At 72.5% G+C, this 25024-nt stretch carries 26 protein-coding genes; 12 read left to right on the top strand and 14 right to left on the bottom strand.

Going from position 1 to position 25024, the window contains the following annotated elements:
- Positions 1-70: 70 nt before the first annotated feature.
- The 4 genes from ACH4FX_RS30915 to fdh are packed head-to-tail and all read right to left on the bottom strand — an operon-like array spanning position 71 to position 5722.
- The gene (locus ACH4FX_RS30915) at positions 71-457 is read right to left on the bottom strand and encodes a hypothetical protein (protein ID WP_398484494.1); all 387 of its coding nucleotides are present in this window, start codon (positions 455-457) and stop codon (positions 71-73) included.
- The gene (gene nrfD / locus ACH4FX_RS30910) at positions 454-1542 is read right to left on the bottom strand and encodes an NrfD/PsrC family molybdoenzyme membrane anchor subunit (RefSeq protein ID WP_398484492.1); all 1089 of its coding nucleotides are present in this window, start codon (positions 1540-1542) and stop codon (positions 454-456) included. The genes ACH4FX_RS30915 and nrfD overlap by 4 nt, the downstream gene beginning before the upstream one ends.
- Positions 1539-2477, bottom strand: coding sequence for a 4Fe-4S dicluster domain-containing protein (locus tag ACH4FX_RS30905; RefSeq protein ID WP_398484490.1), 939 nt, complete (start codon positions 2475-2477; stop codon positions 1539-1541). The genes nrfD and ACH4FX_RS30905 overlap by 4 nt, the downstream gene beginning before the upstream one ends.
- Entirely contained in the window at positions 2474-5722 is a 3249-nt protein-coding gene (gene fdh, locus ACH4FX_RS30900; protein ID WP_398484488.1) for a formate dehydrogenase, read from the bottom strand. The genes ACH4FX_RS30905 and fdh overlap by 4 nt, the downstream gene beginning before the upstream one ends.
- Before the next feature lie 350 nt (positions 5723-6072).
- Here fdh and ACH4FX_RS30895 point away from each other — a divergent pair, with 350 nt between their 5' ends.
- A complete protein-coding gene (locus ACH4FX_RS30895; RefSeq protein ID WP_398484486.1) occupies positions 6073-7551 on the top strand; it encodes an aminotransferase class I/II-fold pyridoxal phosphate-dependent enzyme in 1479 nt (492 codons plus the stop codon).
- Position 7552: 1 nt separating this feature from the next.
- On the top strand, positions 7553-8098 hold the full coding sequence (locus ACH4FX_RS30890; protein WP_398484484.1) for a cysteine hydrolase family protein: 546 nt from the start codon (positions 7553-7555) through the stop codon (positions 8096-8098).
- Between the two features lie 61 nt (positions 8099-8159).
- Here the strand turns inward: ACH4FX_RS30890 and ACH4FX_RS30885 are convergent, their stop codons facing one another.
- Positions 8160-8567 (bottom strand): RidA family protein, encoded by a 408-nt coding sequence (locus tag ACH4FX_RS30885; protein WP_398484482.1) that lies wholly within the window; start codon positions 8565-8567, stop codon positions 8160-8162.
- 342 nt (positions 8568-8909) lie between these two features.
- Between ACH4FX_RS30885 and ACH4FX_RS30880 the strand changes: the two genes are divergently transcribed.
- The 4 genes from ACH4FX_RS30880 to ACH4FX_RS30865 are packed head-to-tail and all read left to right on the top strand — an operon-like array spanning position 8910 to position 11954.
- Positions 8910-9104 carry a hypothetical protein gene (locus tag ACH4FX_RS30880; protein WP_398484480.1) on the top strand — a complete coding sequence of 65 codons (195 nt, stop codon included), beginning with the start codon at positions 8910-8912 and terminating at the stop codon, positions 9102-9104.
- Positions 9101-9916, top strand: a complete 816-nt coding sequence (locus ACH4FX_RS30875; protein ID WP_398484478.1) for a hypothetical protein — start codon at positions 9101-9103, stop codon at positions 9914-9916. The genes ACH4FX_RS30880 and ACH4FX_RS30875 overlap by 4 nt, the downstream gene beginning before the upstream one ends.
- Positions 9913-10848: a DUF6895 family protein gene (locus ACH4FX_RS30870; RefSeq protein ID WP_398484477.1), complete on the top strand. Its 936-nt coding sequence runs from the start codon at positions 9913-9915 to the stop codon at positions 10846-10848. Before ACH4FX_RS30875 ends, ACH4FX_RS30870 begins: the two co-directional genes overlap by 4 nt.
- The gene (locus tag ACH4FX_RS30865) at positions 10845-11954 is read left to right on the top strand and encodes a serine hydrolase domain-containing protein (protein WP_398484475.1); all 1110 of its coding nucleotides are present in this window, start codon (positions 10845-10847) and stop codon (positions 11952-11954) included. The genes ACH4FX_RS30870 and ACH4FX_RS30865 overlap by 4 nt, the downstream gene beginning before the upstream one ends.
- Positions 11955-12001: 47 nt before the next feature.
- Here ACH4FX_RS30865 and ACH4FX_RS30860 read toward each other — a convergent pair whose 3' ends face one another.
- A complete protein-coding gene (locus ACH4FX_RS30860; protein ID WP_398484473.1) occupies positions 12002-12622 on the bottom strand; it encodes a YigZ family protein in 621 nt (206 codons plus the stop codon).
- A 9-nt stretch (positions 12623-12631) separates the two neighbouring features.
- Positions 12632-13087 (bottom strand): helix-turn-helix domain-containing protein, encoded by a 456-nt coding sequence (locus tag ACH4FX_RS30855; protein ID WP_398484471.1) that lies wholly within the window; start codon positions 13085-13087, stop codon positions 12632-12634.
- Positions 13088-13453: 366 nt separating this feature from the next.
- On the opposite strand from ACH4FX_RS30855, the gene ACH4FX_RS30850 reads away from it, so the two are divergent.
- Positions 13454-14149, top strand: a complete 696-nt coding sequence (locus tag ACH4FX_RS30850) for a DUF4232 domain-containing protein (protein ID WP_398484469.1) — start codon at positions 13454-13456, stop codon at positions 14147-14149.
- A 192-nt stretch (positions 14150-14341) separates the two neighbouring features.
- Here ACH4FX_RS30850 and ACH4FX_RS30845 read toward each other — a convergent pair whose 3' ends face one another.
- On the bottom strand, positions 14342-14869 hold the full coding sequence (locus tag ACH4FX_RS30845) for a MarR family winged helix-turn-helix transcriptional regulator (protein ID WP_398484467.1): 528 nt from the start codon (positions 14867-14869) through the stop codon (positions 14342-14344).
- Positions 14870-14928: 59 nt separating this feature from the next.
- Here ACH4FX_RS30845 and ACH4FX_RS30840 point away from each other — a divergent pair, with 59 nt between their 5' ends.
- Positions 14929-15873: an amidohydrolase family protein gene (locus tag ACH4FX_RS30840; RefSeq protein WP_398484466.1), complete on the top strand. Its 945-nt coding sequence runs from the start codon at positions 14929-14931 to the stop codon at positions 15871-15873.
- A 92-nt stretch (positions 15874-15965) separates the two neighbouring features.
- The gene (locus ACH4FX_RS30835) at positions 15966-17162 is read left to right on the top strand and encodes a HEAT repeat domain-containing protein (RefSeq protein WP_398484464.1); all 1197 of its coding nucleotides are present in this window, start codon (positions 15966-15968) and stop codon (positions 17160-17162) included.
- A 163-nt stretch (positions 17163-17325) separates the two neighbouring features.
- On the opposite strand, the gene ACH4FX_RS30830 is transcribed toward ACH4FX_RS30835, so the two are convergent.
- The 4 genes from ACH4FX_RS30830 to ACH4FX_RS30815 form a co-directional block, all read right to left on the bottom strand.
- Positions 17326-17679, bottom strand: a complete 354-nt coding sequence (locus ACH4FX_RS30830; RefSeq protein WP_398484462.1) for a hypothetical protein — start codon at positions 17677-17679, stop codon at positions 17326-17328.
- Positions 17565-18065 carry a recombinase family protein gene (locus tag ACH4FX_RS30825; protein WP_398484460.1) on the bottom strand — a complete coding sequence of 167 codons (501 nt, stop codon included), beginning with the start codon at positions 18063-18065 and terminating at the stop codon, positions 17565-17567. The genes ACH4FX_RS30830 and ACH4FX_RS30825 overlap by 115 nt, the downstream gene beginning before the upstream one ends.
- Before the next feature lie 34 nt (positions 18066-18099).
- Entirely contained in the window at positions 18100-18291 is a 192-nt protein-coding gene (locus tag ACH4FX_RS30820; RefSeq protein WP_398484458.1) for a hypothetical protein, read from the bottom strand.
- 244 nt (positions 18292-18535) lie between these two features.
- Positions 18536-19093 (bottom strand): CGNR zinc finger domain-containing protein, encoded by a 558-nt coding sequence (locus ACH4FX_RS30815; RefSeq protein ID WP_398484456.1) that lies wholly within the window; start codon positions 19091-19093, stop codon positions 18536-18538.
- 78 nt (positions 19094-19171) lie between these two features.
- Between ACH4FX_RS30815 and ACH4FX_RS30810 the strand changes: the two genes are divergently transcribed.
- The 3 genes from ACH4FX_RS30810 (at position 19172) to ACH4FX_RS30800 (ending at position 23264) form a co-directional block, all read left to right on the top strand.
- Positions 19172-20617, top strand: coding sequence for an MFS transporter (locus ACH4FX_RS30810; protein WP_398484454.1), 1446 nt, complete (start codon positions 19172-19174; stop codon positions 20615-20617).
- 52 nt (positions 20618-20669) lie between these two features.
- A complete protein-coding gene (locus tag ACH4FX_RS30805) occupies positions 20670-21791 on the top strand; it encodes an epoxide hydrolase family protein (RefSeq protein ID WP_398484453.1) in 1122 nt (373 codons plus the stop codon).
- 984 nt (positions 21792-22775) lie between these two features.
- Positions 22776-23264 carry a GNAT family N-acetyltransferase gene (locus ACH4FX_RS30800; protein ID WP_398484451.1) on the top strand — a complete coding sequence of 163 codons (489 nt, stop codon included), beginning with the start codon at positions 22776-22778 and terminating at the stop codon, positions 23262-23264.
- Here the strand turns inward: ACH4FX_RS30800 and ACH4FX_RS30795 are convergent.
- Together ACH4FX_RS30795 and ACH4FX_RS30790 are read right to left on the bottom strand one after the other, a co-directional pair.
- Positions 23261-24316 (bottom strand): helix-turn-helix domain-containing protein, encoded by a 1056-nt coding sequence (locus tag ACH4FX_RS30795; protein WP_398484449.1) that lies wholly within the window; start codon positions 24314-24316, stop codon positions 23261-23263. The two genes, ACH4FX_RS30800 and ACH4FX_RS30795, sit on opposite strands and share 4 nt — an antisense overlap.
- Positions 24317-24382: 66 nt before the next feature.
- Positions 24383-24949 (bottom strand): YbaK/EbsC family protein, encoded by a 567-nt coding sequence (locus tag ACH4FX_RS30790; protein WP_398484447.1) that lies wholly within the window; start codon positions 24947-24949, stop codon positions 24383-24385.
- Between the last annotated feature and the right edge of the window lie 75 nt (positions 24950-25024).

Below are 25024 nucleotides of genomic sequence, written 5' to 3'. Positions count from 1 at the left end.
GTCCGGACGCACATGTGCCGCGGACCCAGGCTGGGTCCGCGGCACATGTGCGTCCGGGCGACGGAGCGCGTCAGCCGCTGTCCGAGCTCTCCAGGACGAGTTGCAGCTCGACCTCCTGGTCGCCCGACACCGTGCCCTCCGTACGGACGGAGAACGCCCGCGTCAGCACGTCCCGCAGCCGGTCCACGGCCAGCGGACTGCCCTGGAGGTTCACGGTGACGGGAGCGGACGGCTGGGAGCCCTGCCTGACGTCGCCCTGCACCTCGGACGTCTCGAAGTTCTCGGTCCAGACCATCGGGTGTCCGGAGTGCCCGGACTCGCCGTGCGGGGTGTCGCCGTCCGCGCGGTCGGAGGCGAAGCAGCTGCGCAGCGTGCCGAACACGGCCTCGGCGTCGGCCGGGTTCTGCGCGCTGAGCACGACCTGCGCCGGCTCGTCGTTGTGGGGTGTGCGGGTCATGTGGGCTGTGTCCTCTCCGCGCTGTGCGTTGGGGTGGTGCGGCGGGCCATCCTGGCCGCCCGTTGGGGTACGACGGTGTATTTCGGGTCCTCGGCGGAGGCGATACCGGCCGCGAAGACACCGAAGCGGGTGCAGGCGGAACCGGCGAGCAGGGCGAGCCCGCTCACCACGGCCGGCGGGCGGGCGCGGCCACCGAACACCGCGCCGCCCGCGGCGCCGAGCACCGTGAGGGCACGCGCCGTGCGCAGCAGCTTGCCGGCCCGGCCCGTGCGGTAGGTCTCCGCCACCATGCCGAGCCGTTCCTCGGCGGCATGGTGCGCGGCGCTGTCGGCCGCGGCGGCCAGGACCGCGGCCCAGCGAGCGGGCGCGGTCTCCCGTGGAGGGCCGGTGACGAGCGCCATCCCGGAGGCGGCGGCCGTCGCCGAGGCGGCGAACAGGTACGGGAGTTCGCGGTGGGCGCCGTGCCAGGCGGGTACGGCGGTGTCCGCCGCGAGGACCGCGGTGTAGGCGGCGACGGCGGGGCCGAGGAGCGCCGCGGCGCCGGTCGCCGCGGCGCCCGCCCGGGGCAGCCGCCCGGTGACCGCGGAGGCCGCCGCGGCGCCCGCGGCGGGGCCGTAGGCGGCCAGCAGCCAGGAGCCGACGCTCATCGGCGAGGTCGGTTTGACGACGCGCAGCATGTTCCCGAAGCGGCCCGGTCTGCCGAGGTCGTTGACGAGTGCGGCGGTGGACAGGGAGACCGCCGCGAGGGAGGAGATCTTCATCGCGGTGGCGGTGGTGGTACGGCCCGTCAGGTGGGCCCCGGCCGCCAGCACCGACCCGGCGCCGGCCAGCCCGCCGAGGAAGAAGTACCCGGCGATGTCCCGGGCGCGCCAGGCGGGTGCCTTGATGACCGGCCGGCCGTAGTACGAGCTGAATTCGGCGGGCGGGGACATGAGCTGTTCGCCCCGTGGGCCCCGGCGGCGCCCGCGCTTCCGGCGGCCTCCGGAATCGCTGCCTCCGGGCCCGCCGCGCGGCATCCCCGGCGCGGCGGCCCGGCCGGGGCGCTCGCCCTCCGGGCCTTCGCGGGTGACATCGGAGCCGGTCATCGCCTTCCCTTCCGTCCGGTGGAGCCGGCCAGGTGTTTCAGTGCGGGCACGGCGAACGAGAGCGCGAGGCCGCCGGCCAGGGAGAGCGCGGCGGCCCCCGCGTGCTTCCACATCGCGGGCAGGTCGCGGGTGGTGACGACGGGGTCCGGCGGCAGCCCGTAGACCTCGGGTTCGTCCAGGAGCAGGAAGAACGCGCCGTCGCCGCCGACGCCGTCGGCCGGCTCGTGCCCGTACAGCCGTGCGCCGGTGACCCCGGCCGCGTGCAGCTGGTCGACGCGGAGCGCGGCCCGTTCGCGGAGTTCGTCCAGCGGGCCGTACTGGATGGATTCGGTCGGGCAGGCCTTGGCGCAGGCGGGTTCCTGTCCGGCGCCGAGCCGGTCGTAGCACATGGTGCACTTGAAGGCGCGGCCGTCGGAGGGGTGTTGTTCGATGACTCCGTACGGGCAGGCGGGAACGCAGTAGCCGCAGCCGTTGCAGATGTCCTCCTGGACGACGACCGTGCCGAACTCGGTGCGGAAGAGCGAGCCCGTGGGGCAGACGTCCAGGCAGGCGGCGTGGGTGCAGTGCTTGCAGACGTCGGAGGCCATCAGCCAGCGCAGGTCGCCGCCACCGGTGCCGCCGTCGGCGTCGGCCAGCGGCAGTTCCGTACGGCCGTCGGCGGTGGGCGGACCACCGCCGACCGGGGCCGACTGTTCGATGAAGGCCACATGCCGCCACGTCGAGGCGCCCAGGCCCTGGCTGTTGTCGTAGCTCATCCCGGTGAGGGACAGCCCGTCCTCGGGGAGGGCGTTCCACTCCTTGCAGGCGACCTCGCACGCCTTGCAGCCGATGCACACCGAGGTGTCGGTGAAGAAGCCGGCGCGGGGCGGTGCGCCGGAGTGGCCCGCGTCCCCGGCCGGGTCCGGTTCGACACCGCTGAGCAGGTGGCCGGTCATGCGCGGGCCTCCGTCCCGGTGGTCCCGTCGATGCCGGCGCGCTCGCGGTAGGCCGCGACCAGCTTCGGCAGGTCCGGCCCGCGCGGCCGACGGCCCGGCCGGATGTCGGCGGTCAGTGCCTTGTCCTCCTGGATGTGGGCGTTGGGGTCGAGCGCGATGGCGACCAGTTCGTTGGCGGCGTCGCCGGTCACCACGCCGTTCGGTCCCCAGTGGAACGGCAGGCCGATCTGGTGGACGGTCCGCCCGTCCACGGTCAGCGGCTTGATCCGCTCGGTCACCAGGACGCGGGCCTCGATGGCGTTGCGCGCGGTGACGACCGTGGCCCAGCCCAGGTGTTGCAGGCCGCGTTCGGCGGCGAGCTGCGGCGAGACCTCGCAGAAGAACTCCGGCTGGAGTTCGGCGAGGTAGGGCGACCAGCGGCTCATGCCGCCCGCGGTGAAGTGCTCGGTCAGCCGGTGGGTGGTGACGACGTACGGGTAGACGCCGGCGCCCGGTTCGTCGCCGCTGGGGTGGTAGCGGTTGCCCTCGCGGGGGTGGATGCGGCGGACCGGCGAGCGGGGCGTGGACGGGTGGAGGGCGTTTCCGAACGGGGAGTCCTGCGGCTCGTAGTGGGTGGGCAGCGGCCCGTCCACCAGGCCGGCGGGCGCGTACAGCCACCCCTTGCCGTCGGCCTGCATGATGAACGGGTCGTCGCCGCGCAGCGCGTCGGGGCCGCGGGCGCCGTCCGGCGGCTCGTAATCAGGCGCGCGGTCGGGCACGAAGTCCGGGACGTCGTGGCCGGTCCACTTCCCCGCTCCGGCGTCCCACCACACGTACGCCTTGCGCTCGCTCCAGGGCGTGCCGTCCGGGGCGGCAGACGCGCGGTTGTAGAGGATGCGGCGGTTGGCGGGCCACGCCCAGGCCCACTCCGCGGCCACCCAGTCCTGTTCGGTGTGCGGCTTCTTGCGGGCCGCCTGGTTGACGCCGTCCGCATACACGCCGCAGTAGATCCAGCAGCCGCACTTCGTCGAGCCGTCGTCCTTCAGCTCGGTGTACGCGGTCAGCGGGGCGCCGTCCGGGCCGTGGCCGTTGATCTCGGCGAGCACGGCGTCGGCGGCCGGCTCCCGCAGCGGCCCCTCGACCGGGTAGTCCCAGGTCAGGTCCTGTACGGGCCGGTCCATGGGGTCGGTGGAGGCGGCCAGCCGCTCCTTGATGCGCCGGCCGAGGTGGTACACGAACCACAGGTCGCTGCGGGCGTCGCCTTCGGGCTCGACCGCCGCGTGGTGCCACTGCACCCAGCGGTTGGTGTTGGTGAAGGACCCGGACTTCTCGGTGTGCGCGGCGGCCGGGAAGAAGAACACCTCGGTACCGATGTCCTCGGTCCGCAGTTCGCCGGTCTCGGTCTCCGGTCCGTCCTGCCACCAGGTCGCCGACTCGATGAGCGAGAAGTCCCGGACGACGAGCCACTCCAGGTTGGCCATGCCCAGGCGCTGGAGGCGGGTGTTGGCGGAGCCGACGGCGGGGTTCTCCCCCATCAGGAAGTAGCCCTTGCAGGTGCCGTCCAGTTGCGCCAGGACGGTCTCGTACGTGGAGTGCGCGCCGGTCAGCCGCGGCAGATGGCCGAAGCAGTAGTCGTTGCCCGCGGTGGCCGCGTCGCCGTAGTACGCCTTGAGCAGGCTGACGAAGTAGGCCCGCATGTCGCCCCAGAAGCCCTTGTCGGTGCGGCTCGCGCGGACGAACGTGTCCAGGTCCTCGTGGGCGTGGGCGTGCGGCATCGGCAGGTAGCCGGGCAGCAGGTTGAACAGGGTGGGGATGTCGCTGGAGCCCTGGATGGAGGCGTGGCCGCGCAGCGCCTGGATGCCGCCGCCGGGGCGGCCGATGTTCCCGAGGAGCAGTTGCAGGACGCTCGCGGCCCGGATGTACTGCGCGCCGACGGAGTGCTGGGTCCAGCCCACCGCGTAGCAGAAGGCGCTGGTGCGGTCCCGGCCCGAGTTGGCGGTCAGCTCCTCGCACACCCGCAGGAACGTCTCCCGCGGCACGCCGCAGATCCGCTCGACCATCTCCGGGGTGTAGCGGGCGTAGTGGCGCTTGAGGACCTGGTAGACGCAGCGCGGGTGCCGCAGCGTCTCGTCGCGCGGCGCCTGGTGGCCGGTGCGGGCGCCGCCGGAGCCGTGCGTCTCGGAACCGGCCGCCTCCTGGACGCGGGCCTCGTACTGCTCGTCCACCTCGCCCGACGGCGCCTGTACGGCCACGCCCTCGTACTGCCAGCTCATCGGGTCGTAGTGGTGCGCCGCCTCCTCCAGGCCGGAGAAGACGCCGTCCAGGTCCTCGGTGTCCCGGAAGTCCTCGCCGACCAGGGTGGCGGCGTTGGTGTAGCGCACGACGTACTCGCGGAAGTCCTTCTCCTCGGTCAGGACGTGGTTGATGATCCCGCCGAGGAAGGCGATGTCGCTGCCGGCCCGCAGCGGGACGTGCAGGTCGGCCAGGGCGCTGGTACGGGTGTAGCGCGGGTCGATGTGGATGACGCGGGCGCCGCGGGCCTTGGCCTCCATGACCCACTGGAAGCCGACGGGGTGCGCCTCGGCGAAGTTGGAGCCCTGGATGACGATGCAGTCGGCGTGCTGGAGGTCCTGCATGAAGGTGGTCGCGCCGCCGCGCCCGAAGGAGGTGCCGAGGCCGGCGACGGTGGCGCTGTGGCAGACCCGGGCCTGGTTCTCCACCTGGACCACGCCGAGGCCGGTCAGCAGCTTCTTGATGAGGTAGTTCTCCTCGTTGTCGAGGGTGGCGCCGCCCAGGCCGGCGATGCCCATGGTGCGCGCCGTGTAGAGCCCCTCGTCCGACTCCCACTCCCAGGTGCGGCGGCGGGTCTCGACGACCCGGTCGGCGACCATGTCCATGGCCGTCTCCAGGTCCAGCGGCTCCCAGTCGGTGCCGTACGGGCGCCGGTAGAGCACCTGGTGGCGGCGGGACGCGCCGGTGGTGAGCTGGAGCGTCGCCGAGCCCTTGGGGCAGAGCCGCCCGCGGCTGACGGGCGAGTCGGGGTCCCCCTCGATCTGCACGACCCGCTCGTCCTTGACGTAGACCTGCTGGCCGCAGCCGACCGCGCAGTACGGGCAGACCGAGCGCACCATCCGGTCGGCGGAGTCCGTGCGCGGGCGCAGCCGCTCGGTGTACGGCGACATCGCGGCGCGGCCCCGGCCCAGCCGGTCGCCCCCGGTCAGCTGCCGGTAAACGGGCCAGTCGCGAACCCGTTTGCGCACGCCCATCGCTTCTCCTTCAGCGCGTCTGCGGTCCGCCCAGCGGTGGCCCGGCGGCGGTGCCTCCTCAAAGACTCGCCCGCCGGGGCCCCGGGGGCGAGCGGGGGCGGCAGGCGGCGCACCGGTACGGCGGGCCGGTGCCGCCGGTGCCGGACCGGCGGCGCGGGGGCGGGTTCCCCGCGCCGGGCTCGGAAAACCCGCCGGAGGCGGTGAGATCCACCGGCGCCGGGCCCCGTACGCGGGCGCCCGGTCCGCGGCACCGGAACACGCCCGTCCGGTGCCGTACGGGTGAGGGGCGCCACGGGCCGGATCGCACGGTGCGGTGATTGACCCGCGCGGGCCCGGGGAACCCCTGGGCCATGGCTGTCGATCACACGCAGACCCCGGTGCTGGAGGCGCTGACCCGCTACCGGGAGGCCGGCGAGGTCTCCTTCAGCCCGCCGGGGCACAAGCAGGCCCGCGGTGCCGACCCGCAGGTGCGCGAGGTGCTCGGTGACGCGGTCTTCCTCAGCGACCTGCTGGCCTCCGGCGGGCTGGACGACCGGCTCGGCAGGGGCCGGGTGCTGGAGCGGGCCGAGGCCCTGATGGCGGACGCGGTGCACGCCTCGCACACCTTCTTCTCGACGTGCGGCAGTTCGCTGTCCGTGAAGGCGGCCATGCTGGCGGTGGCGGGCCCGCACGAGAAGCTGCTGGTGGGCCGGGACGCGCACAAGTCCGTGGTGTCGGGTCTGATCCTCTCCGGCATGCAGCCGATCTGGGTGGAACCGCAGTGGGACGCGGAGCGCCGGATCGCCCATCCGCCGTCGGCCGAGGCGTTCGAGCGGGCTTTCGAAGAGCATCCGGACGCGCGCGGGGCGCTGGTGACCAGCCCTACTCCGTACGGCGCCTGCGCGGACCTGCGGACGCTGGCGGAGATCTGCCACCGGCGGGAGCGCCCGCTGATCGTGGACGAGGCGTGGGGCGCGCACCTGCCCTTCCACCCGGACCTGCCGTCCTGGGCGATGGACGCCGGTGCGGACGTGTGCGTGACCAGCATCCACAAGATGGGCAGCGGACTGGAACAGGGCTCGGTGTTCCATCTGGGAGGCGACCTGATCCGGCCGACCGTGCTGAAGTCACGGGCCGACCTGTTCGGCACGACCAGCCCTTCGGTGCTGCTGTACGCCGGGCTGGACGGCTGGCGGCGGCAGATGGCCCTGCACGGCCGGGACCTGCTGGGCCGGACCCTGGACCTGGCCGCGCGGGTCCGTGCCGCCATCGAGGACATCGACGGGCTGCACGTCAACGACCGGGCCGATTTCTGCGGCCCGGGCCTGGCCCACGACTTCGACCCGCTGCCCGTGGTGATCGACGTGAGCGGGCTGGGCACGTCCGGCTACCGGGCCGCCGACTGGCTGCGCGAGCACCACGCCGTCGACGCCCACCTCACCGACCACCGCCGGATCGGCGCCCAGCTCACCCACGGGGACGACGAGACGACCACCGGGCTCCTGCTGGACGCCCTGCGCGACCTGTCGCGGCACGCGGCGGAGCTGCGCCCGGTGCCCGAGGTCGAGGTGCCGACGCCGGGCGAGCTGCGGCTGGAGCAGGTCTGTCTGCCGCGCGACGCGTACTTCGGCACGGTCGAGGACGTACCGGTGCACGCGGCGGCGGGCCGGATCGTGGCCGAGATGCTGACGCCCTACCCCCCGGGCATCCCGGCCGCCCTGCCGGGGGAACGGCTCGACGAACCCGTGGTGCGCTATCTGACGAGCGGGGTGCGGGCCGGGATGAACGTGCCGGACGCGGCCGATCCCGAGCTGAAGACCATCCGGGTGCTCATCGAGGGGAACGGCTGACGTGCGGACGGCGCTCATCGTGATCGACATGATCAACACCTACGAGCACGAGGACGCCGAGCGGTTGCTGCCCTCGGTCCGCGAGGCGCTGCCCGGCATGCTGCGCGCCCTGGAGCGCGCCCGCGCCGACGGGTCGGGCGTCGAGGTCATCTACGTCAATGACAACTTCGGCCGGTGGCGCTCGCACCACGACGAGCTCGTGCGCACCGCGCTGGACGGCCCGCACGCCGATCTGGTGGAACCGGTCCGGCCGGACGACGCGTCGCTGTTCGTGGTCAAGGCCCGGCATTCGATCTTCTACGAGACGCCGCTGGCCTACCTGCTCGGCCAGCACGGCATCCGGCGCATAGTGCTCTGCGGCCAGGTCACCGAACAGTGCGTCCTGTACTCGGCCCTGGACGCGCACATCCGCCACCTGGACGTCACGGTCCCGCGCGACGCGGTGGCGCACATCCACGCCGATCTCGCCGACGCGGCGCTGCGGATGATGGAGCGGAACATGGGCGCCCATGTGACGGAGTCGACGGCGGCGGATCTCTTCGGGTGACCTGTCCGGTCTCGCCCGGCCCGCCGCCCCGCCGCCAACCCCCGGCGGAGCGCAGGCCCGTTCAGTCGATGACCGCGGTGGCCTCGACCTCGACCAGGTGCTCGGGTATGTGCAGTGCCGCGACACCCAGGAGCGTGGAGGGCGGCACCGGCGTAACCCCGAGCTTCTCGGCGGCGCGAGCGACGCCCTCCATGAACAGGGACAGCTTGTCCGGGGTCCAGTCGACGACGTAGACGGTCATCTTCACCACGTCGTCGAAGGTGGCACCGGCCGCGGCCAGTGCCGTACCGACGTTGAGGTAGCACTGCTCGACCTGCGCGGCGAGATCGCCTGCGCCGACCGTGGTCCCGTCGGCATCCCAGGCGACCTGCCCGGCGGTGAAGATCATCTTCGCGCCGGAGGCGATCGCCACCTGCCGGTAGGCGGGGATCTCCGGCAGCCCCTCGGGGTTCACCAACGTGACGGCCATACCGCCTCCTGTCCGCCCGGGTCCGGTACGACCGGGCCAGGGCACGCTCGGTTTCCTGTGGTTACTGGAGAACCGTAAGAGAGCGCCCGTTGGCAGGGAAGAACGCACTTTTCGGTGACTGAGGAACCTCATGGTGCCTGAGGAACCTCATGGTGACTGATCAGTTCCCGGGCCTGCCCGGCGGTCCTCCCGCAGGGCCGCCACTCCGACAGCCGCCACACGAGGCACCCGTTCGCCCCGCATTACCCCCAATGGTCTATATGTCGATTTAGGCGTAGTTTGGGAGGTGGCATCGGGGCATCACCGGACCTTGGTGATGACATCTCTTCGAGGGAGCGAATGATGCTTGCCCAAACTCTTCAGACCACCGGCCTCACACTCGACGAGGAAACCCTGGGGTGGGTGGCGACCCAGCCCGAAGCGCCGCTGAGCGACGCGCCGATTCCCATTCCGGAGGCGGCGGCCGGCGGTGTCGGGGTCCTGCTGCTGGGCCTCCTCCTCTCCCCCAAGGAGCCCAAGGAAACGAAGCGCCGGTGATTTCGGAGCGCTCGCGAACCGCCTACAGCCGATCGGCGGACCACTTGGCCCGCCGCGCCCTCGACGCCCTGCAAGGCGCCGAGGGCGCCCCCGTGGCCGCGCCCCACATGGAGGCCGCGGCGTCGGAGCCGGGAGGCGACCCGGCCGTCGCGCTGGGAGCGGTCCGCGTCCTCGGGGCGGACGTCCTCGCCCCGTACATCCTCACCGGCCGGAGCCCGTCCGAGGGCGAGACGGCCGCCGTCGGCCTGGCCCTCGGCGCCCTGCCGCCCGCCGATCCGCCGCCTCCCGCGCCGCCCCGGGGCCCGGAGCAGCCCTGGACCGTCGCCTGGGTCGACTGGGGCCTGGCCACCTCGCTGTCCCGCCTCGGCCCGGCCGGCTCCCCGGCACCGGCGGCACCCCTCCCCCAGGGCCCTCCGCGGTGCGACGACACCGCACCCCGCCGCCTGCCGGCCACGCCCGCAGACGCCCTGGACAGCCCGGGCGGCTCCGTACAGGAAGGCTGGGTGCCCTGGTCCGTACGGATGGGGCAGCTGGCCTCGCTGGCCCTGCCCGGACTGGACGGCCCGGTGCACGATGCCGCCCGGTCCGGCGTCCTCGGCCTGGCCCGCGGCGCCACCCGCGCCACCCTGCGGCGCGACTTCCCCACCGCCGCCCGCATCACCCGCTGGCTGGCCTGGCTGCACGCCGACGGGGCCGAGCCGCCGCTGGACGCCGCGCTGCTGACCGAGTACATCGGCCTGGTCGGCGGCGGCGAACGCACCGCGCTGGACACGGCCATCGCCCGCCGGCTGCTCGGCCTGGAGGCGGTATGACCTCCGTCCGGGCACGCACCGCGCACACCATCAGTTCCCGGGCCCTGGCCTGGCTGCACGCCAACCGCGAGTACGGCGCACTGTACGACGTGCCGCGGTCCGAGCTCACGAGCGACGGGGACGCGTACAAGTCCCTCTGCGAGACGGCCCTCGCCGCTTCCCTGGTCCTGCGCAGCGGCGTCGCCGGCACGACGGATCTCGGCCTCGCCCGCGAACTGCTGGACTTCTGCTGGGACCAGCTGGACAGCGGCGCGCTGCTGTACGAGCGGCTGCTGCGCCACCCGCTCACCACCGACCCGATGGAGACGTACGCCCACTTCAACCGCGGCGGCTACCGCTACCCGGAGCTGGAGCGGCTGCTCAGGCACCACGTCGCGCTGCGTGCCACGCACGCCGTGGAACACGTGCCCAACCGGCGCCTCGCGGTGGCCAACGCCGCGCGCGTCGTCGGGCTCGACCACGGCCCCGGCGCCCACGACTGGGCCGGGCTGACCCGGGCCACCTGGCTCGGCGCCACGCCCGAGCCCTGGCACATCGACTGGCTGACCGGCTACTCCGTCACCCACGCCGCCTTCCACCTCACCGACTGGGGGCGGCTGCCCGGCGGCCTGCCAGTGGACCTCGCGGAGTACCTCACCCACTGGCTGCCGGTGTGGACCGACATCTGGGCGGAGGCCGGCCAGTGGGACCTGATGGCCGAGCTGATGATCGTCGGCACCTGTCTGCCCGAGCCCTGGGCCGAGGCCGACGACTGGCAGCGGCTGGCGGCCGTCCAGCACGAGGACGGCCTGGTCCCCCGCGACGACCAGCCCGTCGAAGGTGACGCGGCCCAGCGCTTCGAGGCCCACCAGCACCCCACCGTCGTGGCGCTGATCGCCGGAACCGTGGCTCTCGTACGGGCCCTGGACGATCCCCGGCAGCCCGGCTCATGAGCGGGGCACCGGCCGCCGCGACGGAACCCTTCGCCTGGGGACCGGCCACGGCCCGGGGCCTGCCCGAGAAACTGCTGTCCGCAGCGCCGGGCGCCAGCGCCGTCGCCGTCGGCCTCTACCGGCGCGGTCAGCGGTCGTTCGCCGTCCGGGGAAGCACCGCGTTCGAGGGCGGCGTGCCCGTGGAGCCGTCCACCCGCTTCGAAATCGGGTCGCTCACCAAGACGTTCACCGCGCTGCTCTTCGCCGAGCTGGCCGCCCGGGGCGACGTGGGCCACCACGACCCCGCCGTCCGCCACCTGCCGCCGGGCACCTGTGTTCCCGCGGGCGGGGCGGACATCACCCTCACCCACCTGGCCACCCACACCTCGGGCCTGCCCCGGCTGCCTCCCGGCCTGCTGCGCTCCGCCTCCCGGCGGCTCCTGACCAACCCGTACGCCGGGTTCAGCCGCGCGGACGTGCTGCGCTCCCTGGCCCGCACCCGGCTACGGGCCCGGCCGGGCACCCGGGTGCGCTACTCCAACTTCGGCGTCGGCCTCCTGGGGCACGCCCTGTGCGGCGCGGCCGGCGGCTTTCCGTACGAGGACCTGCTCGCGGCCCGCGTCCTGCGCCCCCTGGGCCTGCACGACACCAACGCCACACCGGAGCCGCCCTCCGGCGCCACTCAGGTCACCGGCCACTGGCACCGCCGTCCCCGGCCGCCGTTCGGCATCCCGGGCCTGCCCGGCTCCGGAGCCGTCCGCTCCAGCGCTCAGGACCTGCTCGCCTTCACCGAAGCCCTGATCGGCCCGGGGGCGGCACCCGTCACCGGGGTGCCGTCGGCCCCGCTGCGCACCGCTCTGGAGGACGTCGTCCGCCCCCGGCTCGTCCTCCCGCGCAGTACGTCCCGGCTCGCCCTGATCTGGAACGTCCGGCCGCGCCCCGACGGCTCCGACCTGTACCACCACTCGGGCGGCACCCTCGGCTGTACGGCCTTCGCCGGGTTCAGCCCCCGGCACGAGACCGCCCTGGTCGTCCTGGCCAACTCCACGCCCGGCCCCCGAGCCCCGCTCATCCAGCAGGCGTACGACACCTTGTCCCACCTGCTCCGGACCTCGGCCGACGGCTGACGCGGGAACGACGCCACCGGGTGGGCCTACCCGGCCGCCGGGCGGACCTACCCGTACGCCTCGCCGCCCAGCTCCAGCCCCGCCGTGCCCGCCGTCGCATCGGCCAGCCAGGCACGGAACGCGTCCAGGTCCGATTCCGGCAGCCCGACCTCGATCCGTACGTCGGACCCGTACGTCACCTCGCGCACGGCCCGCCCGGTGGTCCGCAGGTCGTTCTCCACGCGGCCCGCGCGCTGGTGGTCCACGGTGACGGTGACCAGCCGGTAGCGCTGACGGGTCACCGTGCCCAGCGCGTCCAGGGCCTCACCGACGACGCCCCCGTACGCACGGATCAGGCCGCCGGCGCCCAGCTTGATGCCGCCGAAGTAGCGGGTGACGACCGCGACGACGTACCTGACCTCACGGCGCACCAGCATCTGGAGCATCGGGACGCCCGCGGTGCCACCCGGCTCACCGTCGTCACTGGCCTTCTGCACCCCGCCGTCGGCCCCGAGGACGTACGCGAAGCAGTTGTGCCGCGCGGTGGGATGCTCCCTGCGGATGCGCGCGATGAAGTCCTGGGCCTCGGTCTCGGTCGCCACGGGGGCGAGCGCGCAGATGAAGCGGGACTTGCTGATCTCGATCTCGTGAACACCCTCGCGCGCGAGAGTCCGGTACTGCTCCTGCATCAGCCCACCCTATGCGGCGCAGCAAACACCTGATGCACGACGCCCGCCACCCGGCCGCCAGGACCGCGCAGTCGAGGCGGCCGCATCGGCAGACGCGGCCCGGTAGCGATCCCGGCCGCCGTTGCGTGCGATCTCGCGGGATACGGTCGAAGGGGATCGGCCCAGCCGCTTGGCCAACTGCCGAGCAGATTCTCCGGCCGCGATACCGCGGGATATCTCCTCGCGCTCGCTGCCGGCCAGATGCCGCTCGGAGCGCTGCTGCGGGGTGAGACGGATGCCGCCGCTCTGGTACAGGAACTGGCGGACGTGGTGCATCGGCGCCCCGAGCGCCCGACCAATCAAGCTGAACGACTGCCCTGCGCGCCAGCGTCTCCAGATCTCGTCCTGCTGAGCCGACGAGAACCCGTAGTCACGCACCTGTACCTCCACGATCACATGATCAACCGTGGGCGGTGCGTTGATCACTTGAGGCTGCCATCGTTTGGACACCCGAGGTCCGATGCACCGGCCAAAGCGAGGAAGAGCGTGGCGTGGCTGAGCCCTTCAATTGGCCGGTGAGCGTGGCACTTGGCCGTTTGAGCGCGAACGGTGCTGCCGGTCGGTGGTGGCCATGGGGACAGGTGAGGCTGTTCAGGGGCCGCGTGCGGGCGGCAGGGCCACGGTGCGGAACTCCAGGTCGCCCGCGGCTGGGGCTCACCCGTTCGCGCGGGGTGTGTTTGCGGGACGTGAGTGGGACGTTTCCGGAACGTCAGTGGCTCCGGGAAATGTGGTGTCCACACCGCGGGAACGGCCCAAGAATGTTCCCGCACGAAGCGCAGGGGGACCCCGATCATGCGTACTTCCCGGATTCGTACCGCCACCCTGGCCGCCGTCACTGCCGCGCTGGCGCTGGGCCTGACCGCCTGCGGCGGCGCCGAGAGCGGCTCGACGGCGGCGGGCGGCGACAACACCGCCGGTACCGCACAGAGCCGTTCCGCGTCCAACGGGCAGGGCAAGGGCGGCGCGGAGCAGGCCGGCAGCGGCGGTGACACCAAGGAGGGCGTGCGCTCGGAGGCCGCCTCGGGCCGCACGGACGAGGCCGCGAGCAAGGGCCAGGCGGCCGGCGCCCGGCAGTGCCGCGGCGACGAGATGCTGGTCACCGCGGTGCACCGGTTCGCCGGGCAGCAGGGCGACCATCTGCTGGTCACTGCGTCGAACGAGGGCGCCAAGCCGTGCTGGGTGACCTCGTACCCGGCCGTGAAGCTCGGCGACGTCGACGGCGCCGCACTGCCGCACTCGAAGAAGGACAACCCCGGCGGCGACAAGCACATCACGCTCCAGCCCGGCGGCAAGGTATACAGCGCGGTGAACCTCTTCGACTACGGCTCGAAGAATCACACGGCGCAGTCGTTCGCCATCGCGCTGCGCGGCGCGGACGGTCGCGAGGGCCCCTTCTACTCTGTCGACGCCAAGGGCGAGAAGCCGCAGTTCAGCTGGAATGAGGCCGACGTGCTGAACTGGAACACCAAGAAGCCGTACAACTTCTGACTGGCTGTGTTCACGAGTTGCGACAGCGGTTGTACACGGCTTTGAGCGGTGCCCTGTCGCGGCCGTGTTCGATGTTCATGAGGGACGGCAGCGCCCCTGAGACTGCGGAACTTCTGCGGTGTGGAGGGCCTGCGGTGCCCGGCGTTGGGGCCGGGCCGGGGGTCAGGTCAGCGAGATCCGTCGCCTGGATGCTCAGCCCTCGTCCGCCGCCGATCCGGCGGCCTTGGGAAGGGTCTCGTTGATGAGGCCGGCCAGGCGGTGCAGCTGTGCGGCGAGTACGTGCTGCTCCTGCGGAGTGAACTGCGACAGGGCCGCGTACTGGCGTGCGCGCAGCTGGGCCTGCATGACCGCGAGGTGTTCGGCGCCTTCCCGGGTGAGGCGGATGAGGACCCGGCGCTCGTCGTGCGGTGAGCGGCGTCGGGTGACCACGCTCTTGCCCTCCAGCTGATTGAGCATGCGGGTGGCGGTGGGCACGCTGACCTCGGCGTGAGCGGCCAGGCGGCCGACGGGCAGGCCCTCGCCGTCGGCGTCCTCGGCCAGGGGGGCGAGCAGGGCCAGCTGGGCCATGGACAGGCCGGCGGCGGACTGGCCGACGGTCGCCGACCGCGAGCGTCGCATCGCGTAGAAGAGCCGGTCGGCGGCCTGGGCCAGCTCTTCGACGCCGGGATCCACGGGCAGGTCAGGGGTGCTGCCGGTCTCGGGATTGCCTGCTTCTCGCATGACTGTTAGCTTACTAAATGAAATTGCTTAGCAAGCTAAGCGTTAGGGAGTGAAGCACTATGCCCTTCCCCGCTCGCATCGACGTCCACCAGCACATCGTTCCGCCCGTCTGGGCCGAGACCCTCGCCGCGCAGGGCCTGGACTCCGGCGGCTGGGCCATCCCGGGCTGGAGCCCGAAGAGCGCGATCGCGATGATGGACGAGCAGGGCATCGCCACCGGCGTCCTGTCCGTCACCGCTCCCGGCGTCCACCTCGGCGACGACGCGCAGGCCCGGGATCTCGCCCGTGCCGTGAACGAGTACGGCGCCGAGGTCGTCAAGGACTCCCCCGACCGCTTCGGCCACTTCGCCGGCCTCCCGCTGCCCGACGTCGACGCCGCCGTGGCGGAGGCCGTCCACGCGCTGGACACTCTGCACGCCGACGGCGTCGTACTGATGTCCAACGCCCGCGGCCGCTACCTCGGCGACCCCGACTTCGAACCGCTGTGGGCCGAACTCGACCGCCGCGGCGCAAACGTCTTCATCCACCCCGCCCAGCCCCCGATGGACCTGCTCCCGGGCACCCCCGCCCCGCTCGCCGACTACGTCTTCGACACCACGCGCAGCGCCTTGAACCTGGTCCTGAACGGCGTCATGCACCGCTACCCGAACGTACGGGTGATCCTCTCCCACGGCGGCGGCTTCCTCCCTTACGCCGCGTACCGCTTCACCGGCCTGACCTCCACCGTCGTCGACCGGGAGCGCACGGCCGAGGACATCCTGCGCGACCTGAAGCGGTTCTACTTCGACACCGCCCTGTCCGCCAGCCCCAGCGCCTTGCCCGCCCTGCTCGCCTTCGCCGAACCCGGCCACATCCTCTACGGCAGCGACTGGCCCTTCGCCCCGCAGGACGCCGGCAGCTACTACAACCACTACCTGGAGACCTACCCCGACTACGCCCCGGGCCAGGCCGACGCCATCGACCGCAAGAACGCCGAGATCCTCTTCCCCCGCCTCGCCCGCTGACTCCGCGGACAGAGGCTTCGGGCCGGCCCGGCGGCCTGGTACGCCACTCGCCTCCCTGGGGAGTTGTCAGTGGCTGCTGGCAGAGTGCGGGCATGACGGATGGCGAGAGTGCCCGCATAGCGCGGATCCTGAACGGGTTGCCGACGGCGGCCCGCGAACTGCTGCTGGAGACGGACTGGAATTCCCTCCAACACGCCTACGGGCCCGCTGAGGACGTGCCCATCACTCTGTGTTCTCTCGTGGACGAGGAGCCCGGAGTGAGGTCGAAGGCGTTGGCCGCGTTGGACATGGCCGTGCACCAGGGCTCGCTGTACACCGTCACCGCGCCCGTGGCGTTGTTCGTCGCCGCGATCCTCGACCACCCCATGGGCCTGACCGAACACGAGGGGCACTTCCCCTGGGACGGCGGACCGCCCCGCAGCCTGCGGGCCGCCCTGCTCATCTGGCTGGGGCAGGTGGCCGAGTCCGCCGCCTATGGGGAGAATCCGGCGAGGGACCGCACCCACTGGCAGTGGGAGCCCTGGCACGACGAGACGCGCCGCGAGCACGGCCCGGACGAGATCGCCGCACTGCACGCGTGCCGGGGCATACGCCCCGCCCTGTACAACGCTGTCGAGCCGCTCCTCACCGCTGCCGATCCCCACGTCCGTGAGGCCGCGCTCGGCGCCGCAGTGCCGCTCCTCTCCACCCCAGAGCTCGCCGACCGGGTGCCGCAGGCCGCCGCCCTGCTGCGGACCCGGCTGGGCGCCGCGTCCGTGGAGGCCCGACGGGAACGAGCGGGTGTGGCGCGGGCGTTCGGCGTGTGGGGAGTGGACACCTCCGACCTGCTCACCGACTCCGACCCGGCCGTGCGGGTCTGCGCCGCGCTCGGACCCGACCGTCTCGATCGGCCACGCGCTCTCGCCGTCCTCCTCGACGCACTGCGGGACCCGCGAGCGACGGACGGCTGGTTCCCCGATCCACTGCCCGGGCTCGACGGATGGTTCCGGTTCACCGTGCTGCGTTCCGCGCTCGCCCTGGCCGAATCGTTCGATGAGGTGGCGCCGGTGGCCGTCGCCATCGTGGCCGCCGGCGGTGGGTCATGCACCGACCACGAGCGCGGGCCGATCCTGTTCAGAGCCTTCCCCGGTGGCTACGACCCGGCCCACCCGCTCACCTCCGCCCAACGCGACCTGCTGCGGGCCTTCGTGGACACCGACGAGGCGACAGGCGGCATCGCCGGGAACAGGTTGTGGTTCCGCGCGGCCGGGCTTCCCGAGGACCGGGACGGCATCGCGGCCTTGCTTTGAGGCCGCTCACCACCGCATCACGCTCCACCTGGGTTGAGCATCGAGGTTGACCAACCAGGCCATCTGCCGCGCTCGGTCACACGTGGCCAATCTGGTCTCCAAGGGGTGTGACCCAGGTACGCCAGAAAGCCGCCACGGAATGATCTTGGCCCCGGAAGGCCGGCTATGGTGCACCACTCGCCAGAGCGCTGACGCGGTTCTCGTACTCGCGGCGGGCCTTGCGCTGGGCCGGGATCACCGGGACGCCTTGGGCGCCGTCGAGTGGCTGGCAGCAGGCGAGGAGTCGGCGGTGTACGGCAGGGCGGCGCCTGCCCTTGCTACCCCTGGCCTCGGCGGCGCGCAGTCCGTCGTAGGTGGGCCCGCGCTGGAGTTCCCCGGCGGCGAGGGACTGCACCGTGAACTTCACAGTGGACAGCAGCTCGCCGGCGCGCGGGTGGCGGACAGTAAGGTCCATCGCGGAGAACGCGCCGTCGTGGATGCGCAGGGCAAGGCGGTCGCGGTGGAGGACGTCGAGCACGTCGAGGATGTGGCCGGTACCGGTACGAGGCGGAACATCTCGGAGATGTGCACGGTGTCGCCCGGCCGCACGTACGCCAGCAACTCGCCGAACTTCGGTCGTTTGAAAGGGTGGAGGCGGCTGGACGTGCCCGGGTCCTCCTCGAAGACGACCGGGTCCTCGATGCCGGCCTCGGCCGGGACGAGGTTCTGCCGGGCGGTCGACTGCTGGTCGGTCGAGACCCGCTTGTAAACCAGGTCCGCCACCCGGCCATGTCGTTGCGTAGGGGCTGCGGCCGTGCGGGCATCCGCTGCCCGTACGGCCCACGGTGTGCACGTCGTCCCGGCCCCGAGGCTTGGGCCACCCGGATCCGGTGTCGAGTCCGGCTGTGTTGCTCGGGTGCCCATGGTCTGCTTCCGGCACCGGCCCCCATGGCTCGGCTCAACCTTGCTTGAGATCCGCCGTTGCTTGGACGTCGAGGTCGAGGCTTGCCCGTTGCCTCGCGCGAAGGTCTTGGACCGAAACGTCGAGCCCCATGTGCTGCTCCTTGCCGTCGTCGCCTGTGAAGGGCAAGAGACCTTGGGGAGCGTAGTTGGTGTGGAGCAGATCGACGTAGGCAACGTAGCCGATCACCCAGACGTCAGTCGGTCCGGCTCGGGATACGCGCGGAGAGCACGCGCCTTGTCGGACTGATACCAGGCTCGCGCTGTGTCCTGGACGATCGGAACGGAGATCTTGCGGCCTCGGGCCTGCATTTGCGGCTTTCGCGGCGATGTGGATCGCGTCGCGAGGAACGCCCTCGGAGGCCCGAACGAGTTCGTCGAAGGCGGGCTCGGAGAGACCCCGGAGCCGGTCCGGCAGGGTCGGGTGCCGGCGCTCAACGCGGCCTGCGCCGGCTCCGGTGGGCCGCGACGCTGGCCCGGTGTGCGCAGGTGCGGGTGCAGTACTGCTTCGAGCCGTTGCGCGAGAGGTCGACGAAGGTGGCCCGGCAGGTCGGCCCGGCACATACGCCGAGACGAGCGGGACCGAGCGTGGCGATCACGGAGGCCAGTGCGCTGAGCGTCGTCGCGGCAAGGTGCGCCGAGCAGCGGTCGGTGTCGGAGGTCACCTCGGTACACCAGCGGTCGTCCTCGTGGCGCAGTACCGGGGTGGCGCGGCTTCGGCGCAGGCCGTCGTTGATCAGAGCCGCAGCTTCGACCGCGTCCGTGCTCGCCCGTTCGAGCACCTCACGCACCGTCTCGCGCAGCGCGCGGACTTCCGCCAGGTCGGCGCGGGTGAGATGCCACGGACCGGTCCCTTGGTCCGCCGCCGCGCTCGGAGGCACCGCTACGGGATGGTCGTCAAGGAAATCCCGGAGCTGCTCCACGGTCTCAAGCTCATCCTCTCCCTTGATCGGCCTCAAGGTGTTGGCGAGGTCGACGGCCGTCTGGACCACCTCTGGCCTGTAACACGCATCCCGCATTTGACGTGTCTCCTCGCTGCTCCGTAACGTGACACTCAAAGGAGCTTTAGCATGTCACAACATGTCCGGCGGGGGACGACTCCGCAGGCCATCCCGCCTGAAGAGGCCCCGGCACCGGAGGGAGCCGACGCCTCGGACGGGCGTCGGCTGGGGCTGACTTTGGGGATGCTGGTGCTGCCGATGTACGTGGCACTGGGAGCGCCGTCGGTGGCCCTGCCGGCCATCGGCCGCGCACTCACGGTGCCGTTCGGGGCCACCGCATGGATTCTCGCCGCGTGGTCGCTGACCTCCGCGCTCGCGATGCCGGTCGCGGGTCGGCTGCTGGCCCGCTGGAGCCCCTTCCACATCCTCGTCGCCGGGGTCGTGGCGCTCGCCGCGGGCTCCGCGCTCGCCGGGGCCGGGCCGACACTGTCCGTGGTGATCGTCGGCCGGCTGATCGGCGGCGCCGGCGCGGGCGCGACCGTGATCGCCGTCTTTGCCGCGGCCACCGCCCTTCCCGGGCGGCAACGGATCCGCGCCCTGGGAATCATCGCGGCCGCCAGCGCGACCGCGTCGGGGTGCGGGACGCTGTTGGGCGGGGCGGTGACCGCATGGCTCGGGTGGCGTGCGGTGCTCGCGGTCCCGGTCCTCGCGCTGCCCCTCCTGCTGGCCGCTTTGCCGAGTAGGCGCGCGCTGACGCGGAGCGGTAGCGGCGAGCGGAACGGCTCGTCCGGGCGACTCGATATCGTCGGCGCGGCCGTGCTGTCGGTACTCGCCGGCTCCTTGATCACCTTGCTGCAGGCACACTCGGTCGGCCTGCCCGCTCCGGTCACGCTCGTCGTGGCCGTCGCCGGGGCGCTCGCCGCCGTGGGGCTGTGGTGGCGCGTGCGCACCACGCCCGACGGGTTCGTGCCCCGGCGGGTGATCGCATCCCGCGGCTTCCTTGCGGCCGGGCTCATCGGCGGGACCGTCTTCGCCGGCTACTACGGGGTGCTGTTCCGCGCCCCGTCCCTGATCGAGCAGGCCACGGGCGGTGGCCCCCTGCAAGCCGGCGTGCTCCTGGTCCCGGCCGCCGCCTGCTCGGTGCCGGCCGGGCGGCTGGTCGGCACCTTGACCGACCGGTTCACCGGTCGGCCGGTATCGGCCGGGCTTGCGGCACTCACCGTCGTCGGCGTGCTCGTGGTCGCGATCTCCACCGGACCGGTCCTGATCGTCGTCGGCACGGCGCTGACCGTGTGCGGGTTCGCCGGCACCCAAGCCGTAGTGATGAGCCTCGCGCCGGACCTGGTCGCCGCGGACGACCGCCACACCGCGCAGAGCCTGCTCAACTTCATGAACGCCCTGGGTGGCGGGATCGGTCCGGCCGCTGTCGCGGGTCTGTCCGGCGTCGTGCCGGCGCCGGTGGCCCTCGCCGTGCTCGCGGCACTGCCCCTGGCCGGACTCGTCCTCAGCCTGACCCGGCGCCCTACCGCCGAACACCGTCCCCCACCCGACGCCACGCGCGGGAGGCCGCGATGACGGTCCACCTGCATCCGATCCGATAACGCCTTGACCAGTGAGGAGCGTTGCCATGTCCGCCGAGCCGTTCGAGGTCGGCATCACCGAAGCCGAGATCGCGGACCTGCGTGAACGATTGCGTCGGACACGGTGGCCCGAGCGCGAGCCGGTGGACGACTGGTCACAGGGTTTGCCGCTGGCGTATGCGCAGGAGCTGTGCCGCAGCTGGGCCGAGGACTACGACTTCGGGTTCGCCGAGCGGCTGAACGTGTTCCCGCAGTACCGCGACACGATCGACGGGCTGGGCATCCACTTCCTGCACGTCCGCTCGCCGGAGCCGGACGCGTTCCCGCTCGTGCTCACGCACGGGTGGCCGGGTTCGGTGCTCGAGTTCCTGGAGGTCCTCGGCCCGCTGACCGACCCGCGCGCGCACGGCGGTGACCCGGCGGACGCGTTCCACGTGGTCGCGCCGTCGTTGCCCGGGTACGGCTGGAGCGACAAGCCGTCGACGACCGGGTGGGGCGTCACTCGCACCGCCCGCGCCTGGGACACCTTGATGGTCTCGCTGGGTTACGAACGGTACGGCGCGCAGGGCGGTGACTGGGGTTCGGCGGTGTCCGGGGTGCTGGGCGAGGTGGCGCCCGAGCGGGTCGTCGGCGTCCACTTGAACCTGGGATCCGTGGCGGCGGGCACGTTCGACGACCCGACCCCCGCGGAACTCGCGAATCTCGAAGCCGAGAAGGAGATGCAGCGCACCGGCCGGGGGTACTCGGCGATCCAGGCGACCCGGCCGCAGACGCTCGGCTACGGCCTCACCGACTCCCCGGCGGGACAGGCCGCCTGGATCGCCGAGAAGTTCTGGGCGTGGACGGACAACGACGGCCATCCCGAGGACGCGTTGTCGCGGCAGACGATCCTCGACGAGATCTCGGTCTATTGGTTCACCGCGTCGGCCACGTCGTCGGCGCGCCTGTACTGGGAGAGCTTCGCCAACTTCCGGGACAAGGTGACCGCACCATCCGGGCTGTCGGTCTACCCGCGCGACATCACCCGCCCGTCGAGGCGGGAGGCCGAGCTGCGGTTCACCGACCTGCGCTGGTTCGAGGAGCTGCCGCACGGCGGCCACTTCGCCGCGCTGGAGCAGCCGGAGTCGCTGGTCAAGCAGGTGCGCGGCTTCTTCCGCCTGTTCCGCTGACTGTCCGTCCCCCGGGTTACCGGCAAAACGACGGCCGCGCTCGGCGAGCGGACGCTGGTGATCATCGCCCTCGAACGAGGAGTCGGCCTTCGAATGACGGAAGAGCACTACGGTACGAGACATGTCGGTGCTCATAGCGGCCCGTCATGGCGTCAGGGGCGGCGCCAACCAGGGCAAACAGCCACTGGTTCAGTCGGATGGAGCAGAACCAATGACCCGGCACTCACGGCGCTGACCGAGGTCAAAGGGCAAACTGAGAAGCTGTCCTACGTTTTAGAGGCAGGCTGTGGCCCCGGGCAGGCCTTGCGGGAGGGGATGCCGGGTCTCCGAGACCTAGGACGGGCTGCGGGCCGCCGAGACCAAGGGCGTCAAGGGCGGGCGTCGCCCGGCCACCCCGGCTGACAGAATCGACGACGTACGCGCCGCATACCTGGGCGGCCGGCCCCTCGCCGCTCTCGCCCGCGAGCACGGTGTCAGCCGCGGCGCCGCCCGCACGGCCGTCGCCGGCCTTCTGCCCGAGCACACCGCCGCCGACCAGGGCGTCCGGGCCCCGGAACCGCCGGTCACCCTCGACATGCCCGGCAAGGTCGCCGACTTCCCCCGCGCCGCCGAACCGGAGCCCGCCGAGTGCGCCGCGCTCGACCACGGCCAAGCCGTACGGCGCGGTCAGGGCTACCCGCTCCGCGTCCCCGCGGCGCCTGTGGTCCACCGCCAACTCCTCGACCATTGCCAACCGCTCGACGGCCCCACAGCGTTCCCGGCCCAGCGCAAGGCCCGCCGCGGGTACGAAAATCGCGTCACCGCGCTCCCGGTTGCCGGCCTGCGTCGAGCGGGTCGAGCAGCACACACGCCAAGATCAAGTACTGGCGACTCTTGGGCTTACCTCGGCGCTACCCCATCGAGATACCCCGCCTGACCTGAGCCCCGGGCTCCCCGTTCATATCCCGGGTGCCCGTACCGGTCTTGATGGGTTACCGTCCGGTCGTGATCGCGATACGTGCCGCAGTCCCCGGTGACGCCGTCGAGATCGTGCGGCTGCGGCGTTTGATGTTCCGGGCGATGAACGGGCGGGACGAGCCCGGGGACTGGGAGCGGGACGCGGTCGAGGCCGGGCGCCGGCAGTTGGCGGCGGACGTGCCGGGGCTCGTCGGGTTCGTCGTGGAGGCCGGGGACGGGGATCGGCTCGCGGCGTGTGCGGTGGGGCGGGTCGAGGAGCGGTTGCCGGCGCCGGGGCATCCTTCGGGTCTGTTCGGGTTCGTCTTCAACGTCTGTACGGACCCGGAGCACCGCGGGCGCGGTTACGCGCGGGCCACGACCGAAGCGCTGCTGGAGTATTTCGCGGCGCGCGGGGTGACGCGTGTGGATCTGCATGCGACGCCGGACGCCGAACCGCTCTACCGCAGCCTCGGCTTCGCCGAGCACTCCACGGCCCTGTCACTGGATCTGCGATCGTGGCGCGGGGTTGCGGGTTAACGTGCGCGGTCGATCAGGAACTGCTGGGCGGTGCTTCCCGTACAGGGTTGGAGCATGATTTCGACGCCGGTGGCCGTACCGGAGTCCCGGACGCCCAGGCACTGCTCCCCGTCCGCACGGAAGACGTACCGGCCGGACTTCGCGCCCGCACTGGACGGCTCCCGTTCGACGCGGAAGCTGCTCGCCTTGCCGCAGGCGTCCCACGGCTCCAGCAATCCGTCCGCCGCGCCGCCGGACAGGGCCTTCAGGCAGCCCTTTCCGTGGTCGGGGTGTACCCAGGCGATGCGGTAGGTGTTCGGACCGACCGGTTCCAGCGTGGTGCGTTGTGGTGCGACGTCCCCGCACGGCCGTTGTACGGCCACCAGCGCGCCGTACCGCTTGTCCTGGACGGGGCCGTCGGTCACGCAGAGGGCGGGTGCCACGGCGGGGCGAATCCGTATCCAGCCGGTGGGGGCCGCCGCTTCCCTCGCGCCGGCCTGGGCGCCGAATGTCCCACCGGAAGCGCTCTGCGGTGCTTTGCCGGGGGTCAGCGCCCAGGCCGTGGCGCCGGCGGCCACCGCCACGGCGGCCACCGCAGCGAGGAGCAGGGGCGTGCGGTGTGCGCGGGACGGGAGGAGGCGACGCCGGGGGTGCGCCGGGGCCGTCACCGCCGCGTCCGTCACGGGCTTCGCGTCCGTCACGCGCTCCACGTCCATCACGCGCTCCGCGTCCGACTGTCCCGCCGTCGTCGGTTCCGTCGCCGGTTCTGCCGCCGGTTGCGACGGCTTACGGGCCTGTGCGGCCACGTGCTCACGGGCGTCCAGCCAGGCCGCCAGCCGCTCGCCCTCCCCGCAGGCGCGCACGAAGACGGCCAGTACTTCCGGGCGCGGCAGCCGCCGCCCACCGAGGATGTCCGCGAGGGTGCTGCGGGCGAGCACCTCGCCCTGCTCGGCGGCGCGTTGTTCGAGCTGCCGGTAGGTGAGTCCGCGGCGCTCCTTGAGCTCCCGCAGCATGGCGAGGAACTCCGTCACGTCGCGGGCCCCGGCCGGACCGGTGTTCCCCCTGGTGTCCATGGCGCGAATGATCGGGCAACCGCCCGCTCAAGCGCAACGCCGCCGGCGAACCACGGCATCCGGCCGCTACTCCCCCGGCACCGTCCCCAACCCGTCGATGACCGTCGCCCCCGGCAGTTCGGCCAGTGCCTTGCCCGGCACGATGAGTTTGCCGCGCCGGCTGCCGCTGCCGATCAGTGCGTACGGAATGTCCGCGACGGCGGCGTCCAGGAGCAGCGGCCAGGCGGCGGGCAGCCCGATCGGGGTGATGCCGCCGTATTCCATGCCGGTTTCGCCGACGGCGGTGTCCATGGGGGCGAACGACGCCTTGCGGGCGCCCAGTTGGCGGCGCACTGCCCCGTTCACGTCGACCCGGGTGTGCGAGAGGACCACGCAGGCGGCGAGCGTGACGGCTCCGCCGCGCTTGCCCGCCACGACCACGCAGTTCGCCGACTGCTCCAGGAGCCACGGTCCGTGGTGCTCTACGAGGACGTTGGTGTCCGCGATCGACGGGTCGGTGTCCACGTAGTGGAACTGCTCGACCGGTACGGCTCCCCGCCAGCCGCGGATCGCCGCGGCGACCGGCTCGGTCAGCAGGTCCAGACAGTCGAGGGCGGGACGGACCTCCTCGAAGGCATCCATGGGCTCGGGCATACCGCCCAAGCTAACAGTCCGGCCGGGCCGTCCGCCGGGCCGTCCGCCGCGCCGTCTCAGCCGGTGAGCGGGGCG

The organism is Streptomyces sp. NPDC018019 (assembly GCF_044327805.1).
Lineage (GTDB): Bacteria > Actinomycetota > Actinomycetes > Streptomycetales > Streptomycetaceae > Streptomyces.
Note: the sequence above shows the minus strand (reverse complement) of the source record. Positions and strands in the feature narration are given on the sequence as shown.

Coding starts and splice junctions, on each gene's coding strand:
- ACH4FX_RS30795 (WP_398484449.1), bottom strand. CDS start 24,316: ATGGACACCAGGGGGAACACCGGTCCGGCCGGGGCCCGCGACGTGACG.
- ACH4FX_RS30880 (WP_398484480.1), top strand. CDS start 8,910: ATGCTTGCCCAAACTCTTCAGACCACCGGCCTCACACTCGACGAGGAA.
- ACH4FX_RS30915 (WP_398484494.1), bottom strand. CDS start 457: ATGACCCGCACACCCCACAACGACGAGCCGGCGCAGGTCGTGCTCAGC.
- ACH4FX_RS30825 (WP_398484460.1), bottom strand. CDS start 18,065: ATGGGCACCCGAGCAACACAGCCGGACTCGACACCGGATCCGGGTGGC.
- ACH4FX_RS30905 (WP_398484490.1), bottom strand. CDS start 2,477: ATGACCGGCCACCTGCTCAGCGGTGTCGAACCGGACCCGGCCGGGGAC.
- ACH4FX_RS30845 (WP_398484467.1), bottom strand. CDS start 14,869: ATGCGAGAAGCAGGCAATCCCGAGACCGGCAGCACCCCTGACCTGCCC.
- ACH4FX_RS30850 (WP_398484469.1), top strand. CDS start 13,454: ATGCGTACTTCCCGGATTCGTACCGCCACCCTGGCCGCCGTCACTGCC.
- ACH4FX_RS30860 (WP_398484473.1), bottom strand. CDS start 12,622: ATGCAGGAGCAGTACCGGACTCTCGCGCGCGAGGGTGTTCACGAGATC.
- ACH4FX_RS30790 (WP_398484447.1), bottom strand. CDS start 24,949: ATGCCCGAGCCCATGGATGCCTTCGAGGAGGTCCGTCCCGCCCTCGAC.
- ACH4FX_RS30805 (WP_398484453.1), top strand. CDS start 20,670: ATGTCCGCCGAGCCGTTCGAGGTCGGCATCACCGAAGCCGAGATCGCG.
- ACH4FX_RS30810 (WP_398484454.1), top strand. CDS start 19,172: ATGTCACAACATGTCCGGCGGGGGACGACTCCGCAGGCCATCCCGCCT.
- nrfD (WP_398484492.1), bottom strand. CDS start 1,542: ATGACCGGCTCCGATGTCACCCGCGAAGGCCCGGAGGGCGAGCGCCCC.
- ACH4FX_RS30835 (WP_398484464.1), top strand. CDS start 15,966: ATGACGGATGGCGAGAGTGCCCGCATAGCGCGGATCCTGAACGGGTTG.
- ACH4FX_RS30870 (WP_398484477.1), top strand. CDS start 9,913: ATGACCTCCGTCCGGGCACGCACCGCGCACACCATCAGTTCCCGGGCC.
- ACH4FX_RS30895 (WP_398484486.1), top strand. CDS start 6,073: ATGGCTGTCGATCACACGCAGACCCCGGTGCTGGAGGCGCTGACCCGC.
- ACH4FX_RS30865 (WP_398484475.1), top strand. CDS start 10,845: ATGAGCGGGGCACCGGCCGCCGCGACGGAACCCTTCGCCTGGGGACCG.
- ACH4FX_RS30840 (WP_398484466.1), top strand. CDS start 14,929: ATGCCCTTCCCCGCTCGCATCGACGTCCACCAGCACATCGTTCCGCCC.
- fdh (WP_398484488.1), bottom strand. CDS start 5,722: ATGGGCGTGCGCAAACGGGTTCGCGACTGGCCCGTTTACCGGCAGCTG.
- ACH4FX_RS30885 (WP_398484482.1), bottom strand. CDS start 8,567: ATGGCCGTCACGTTGGTGAACCCCGAGGGGCTGCCGGAGATCCCCGCC.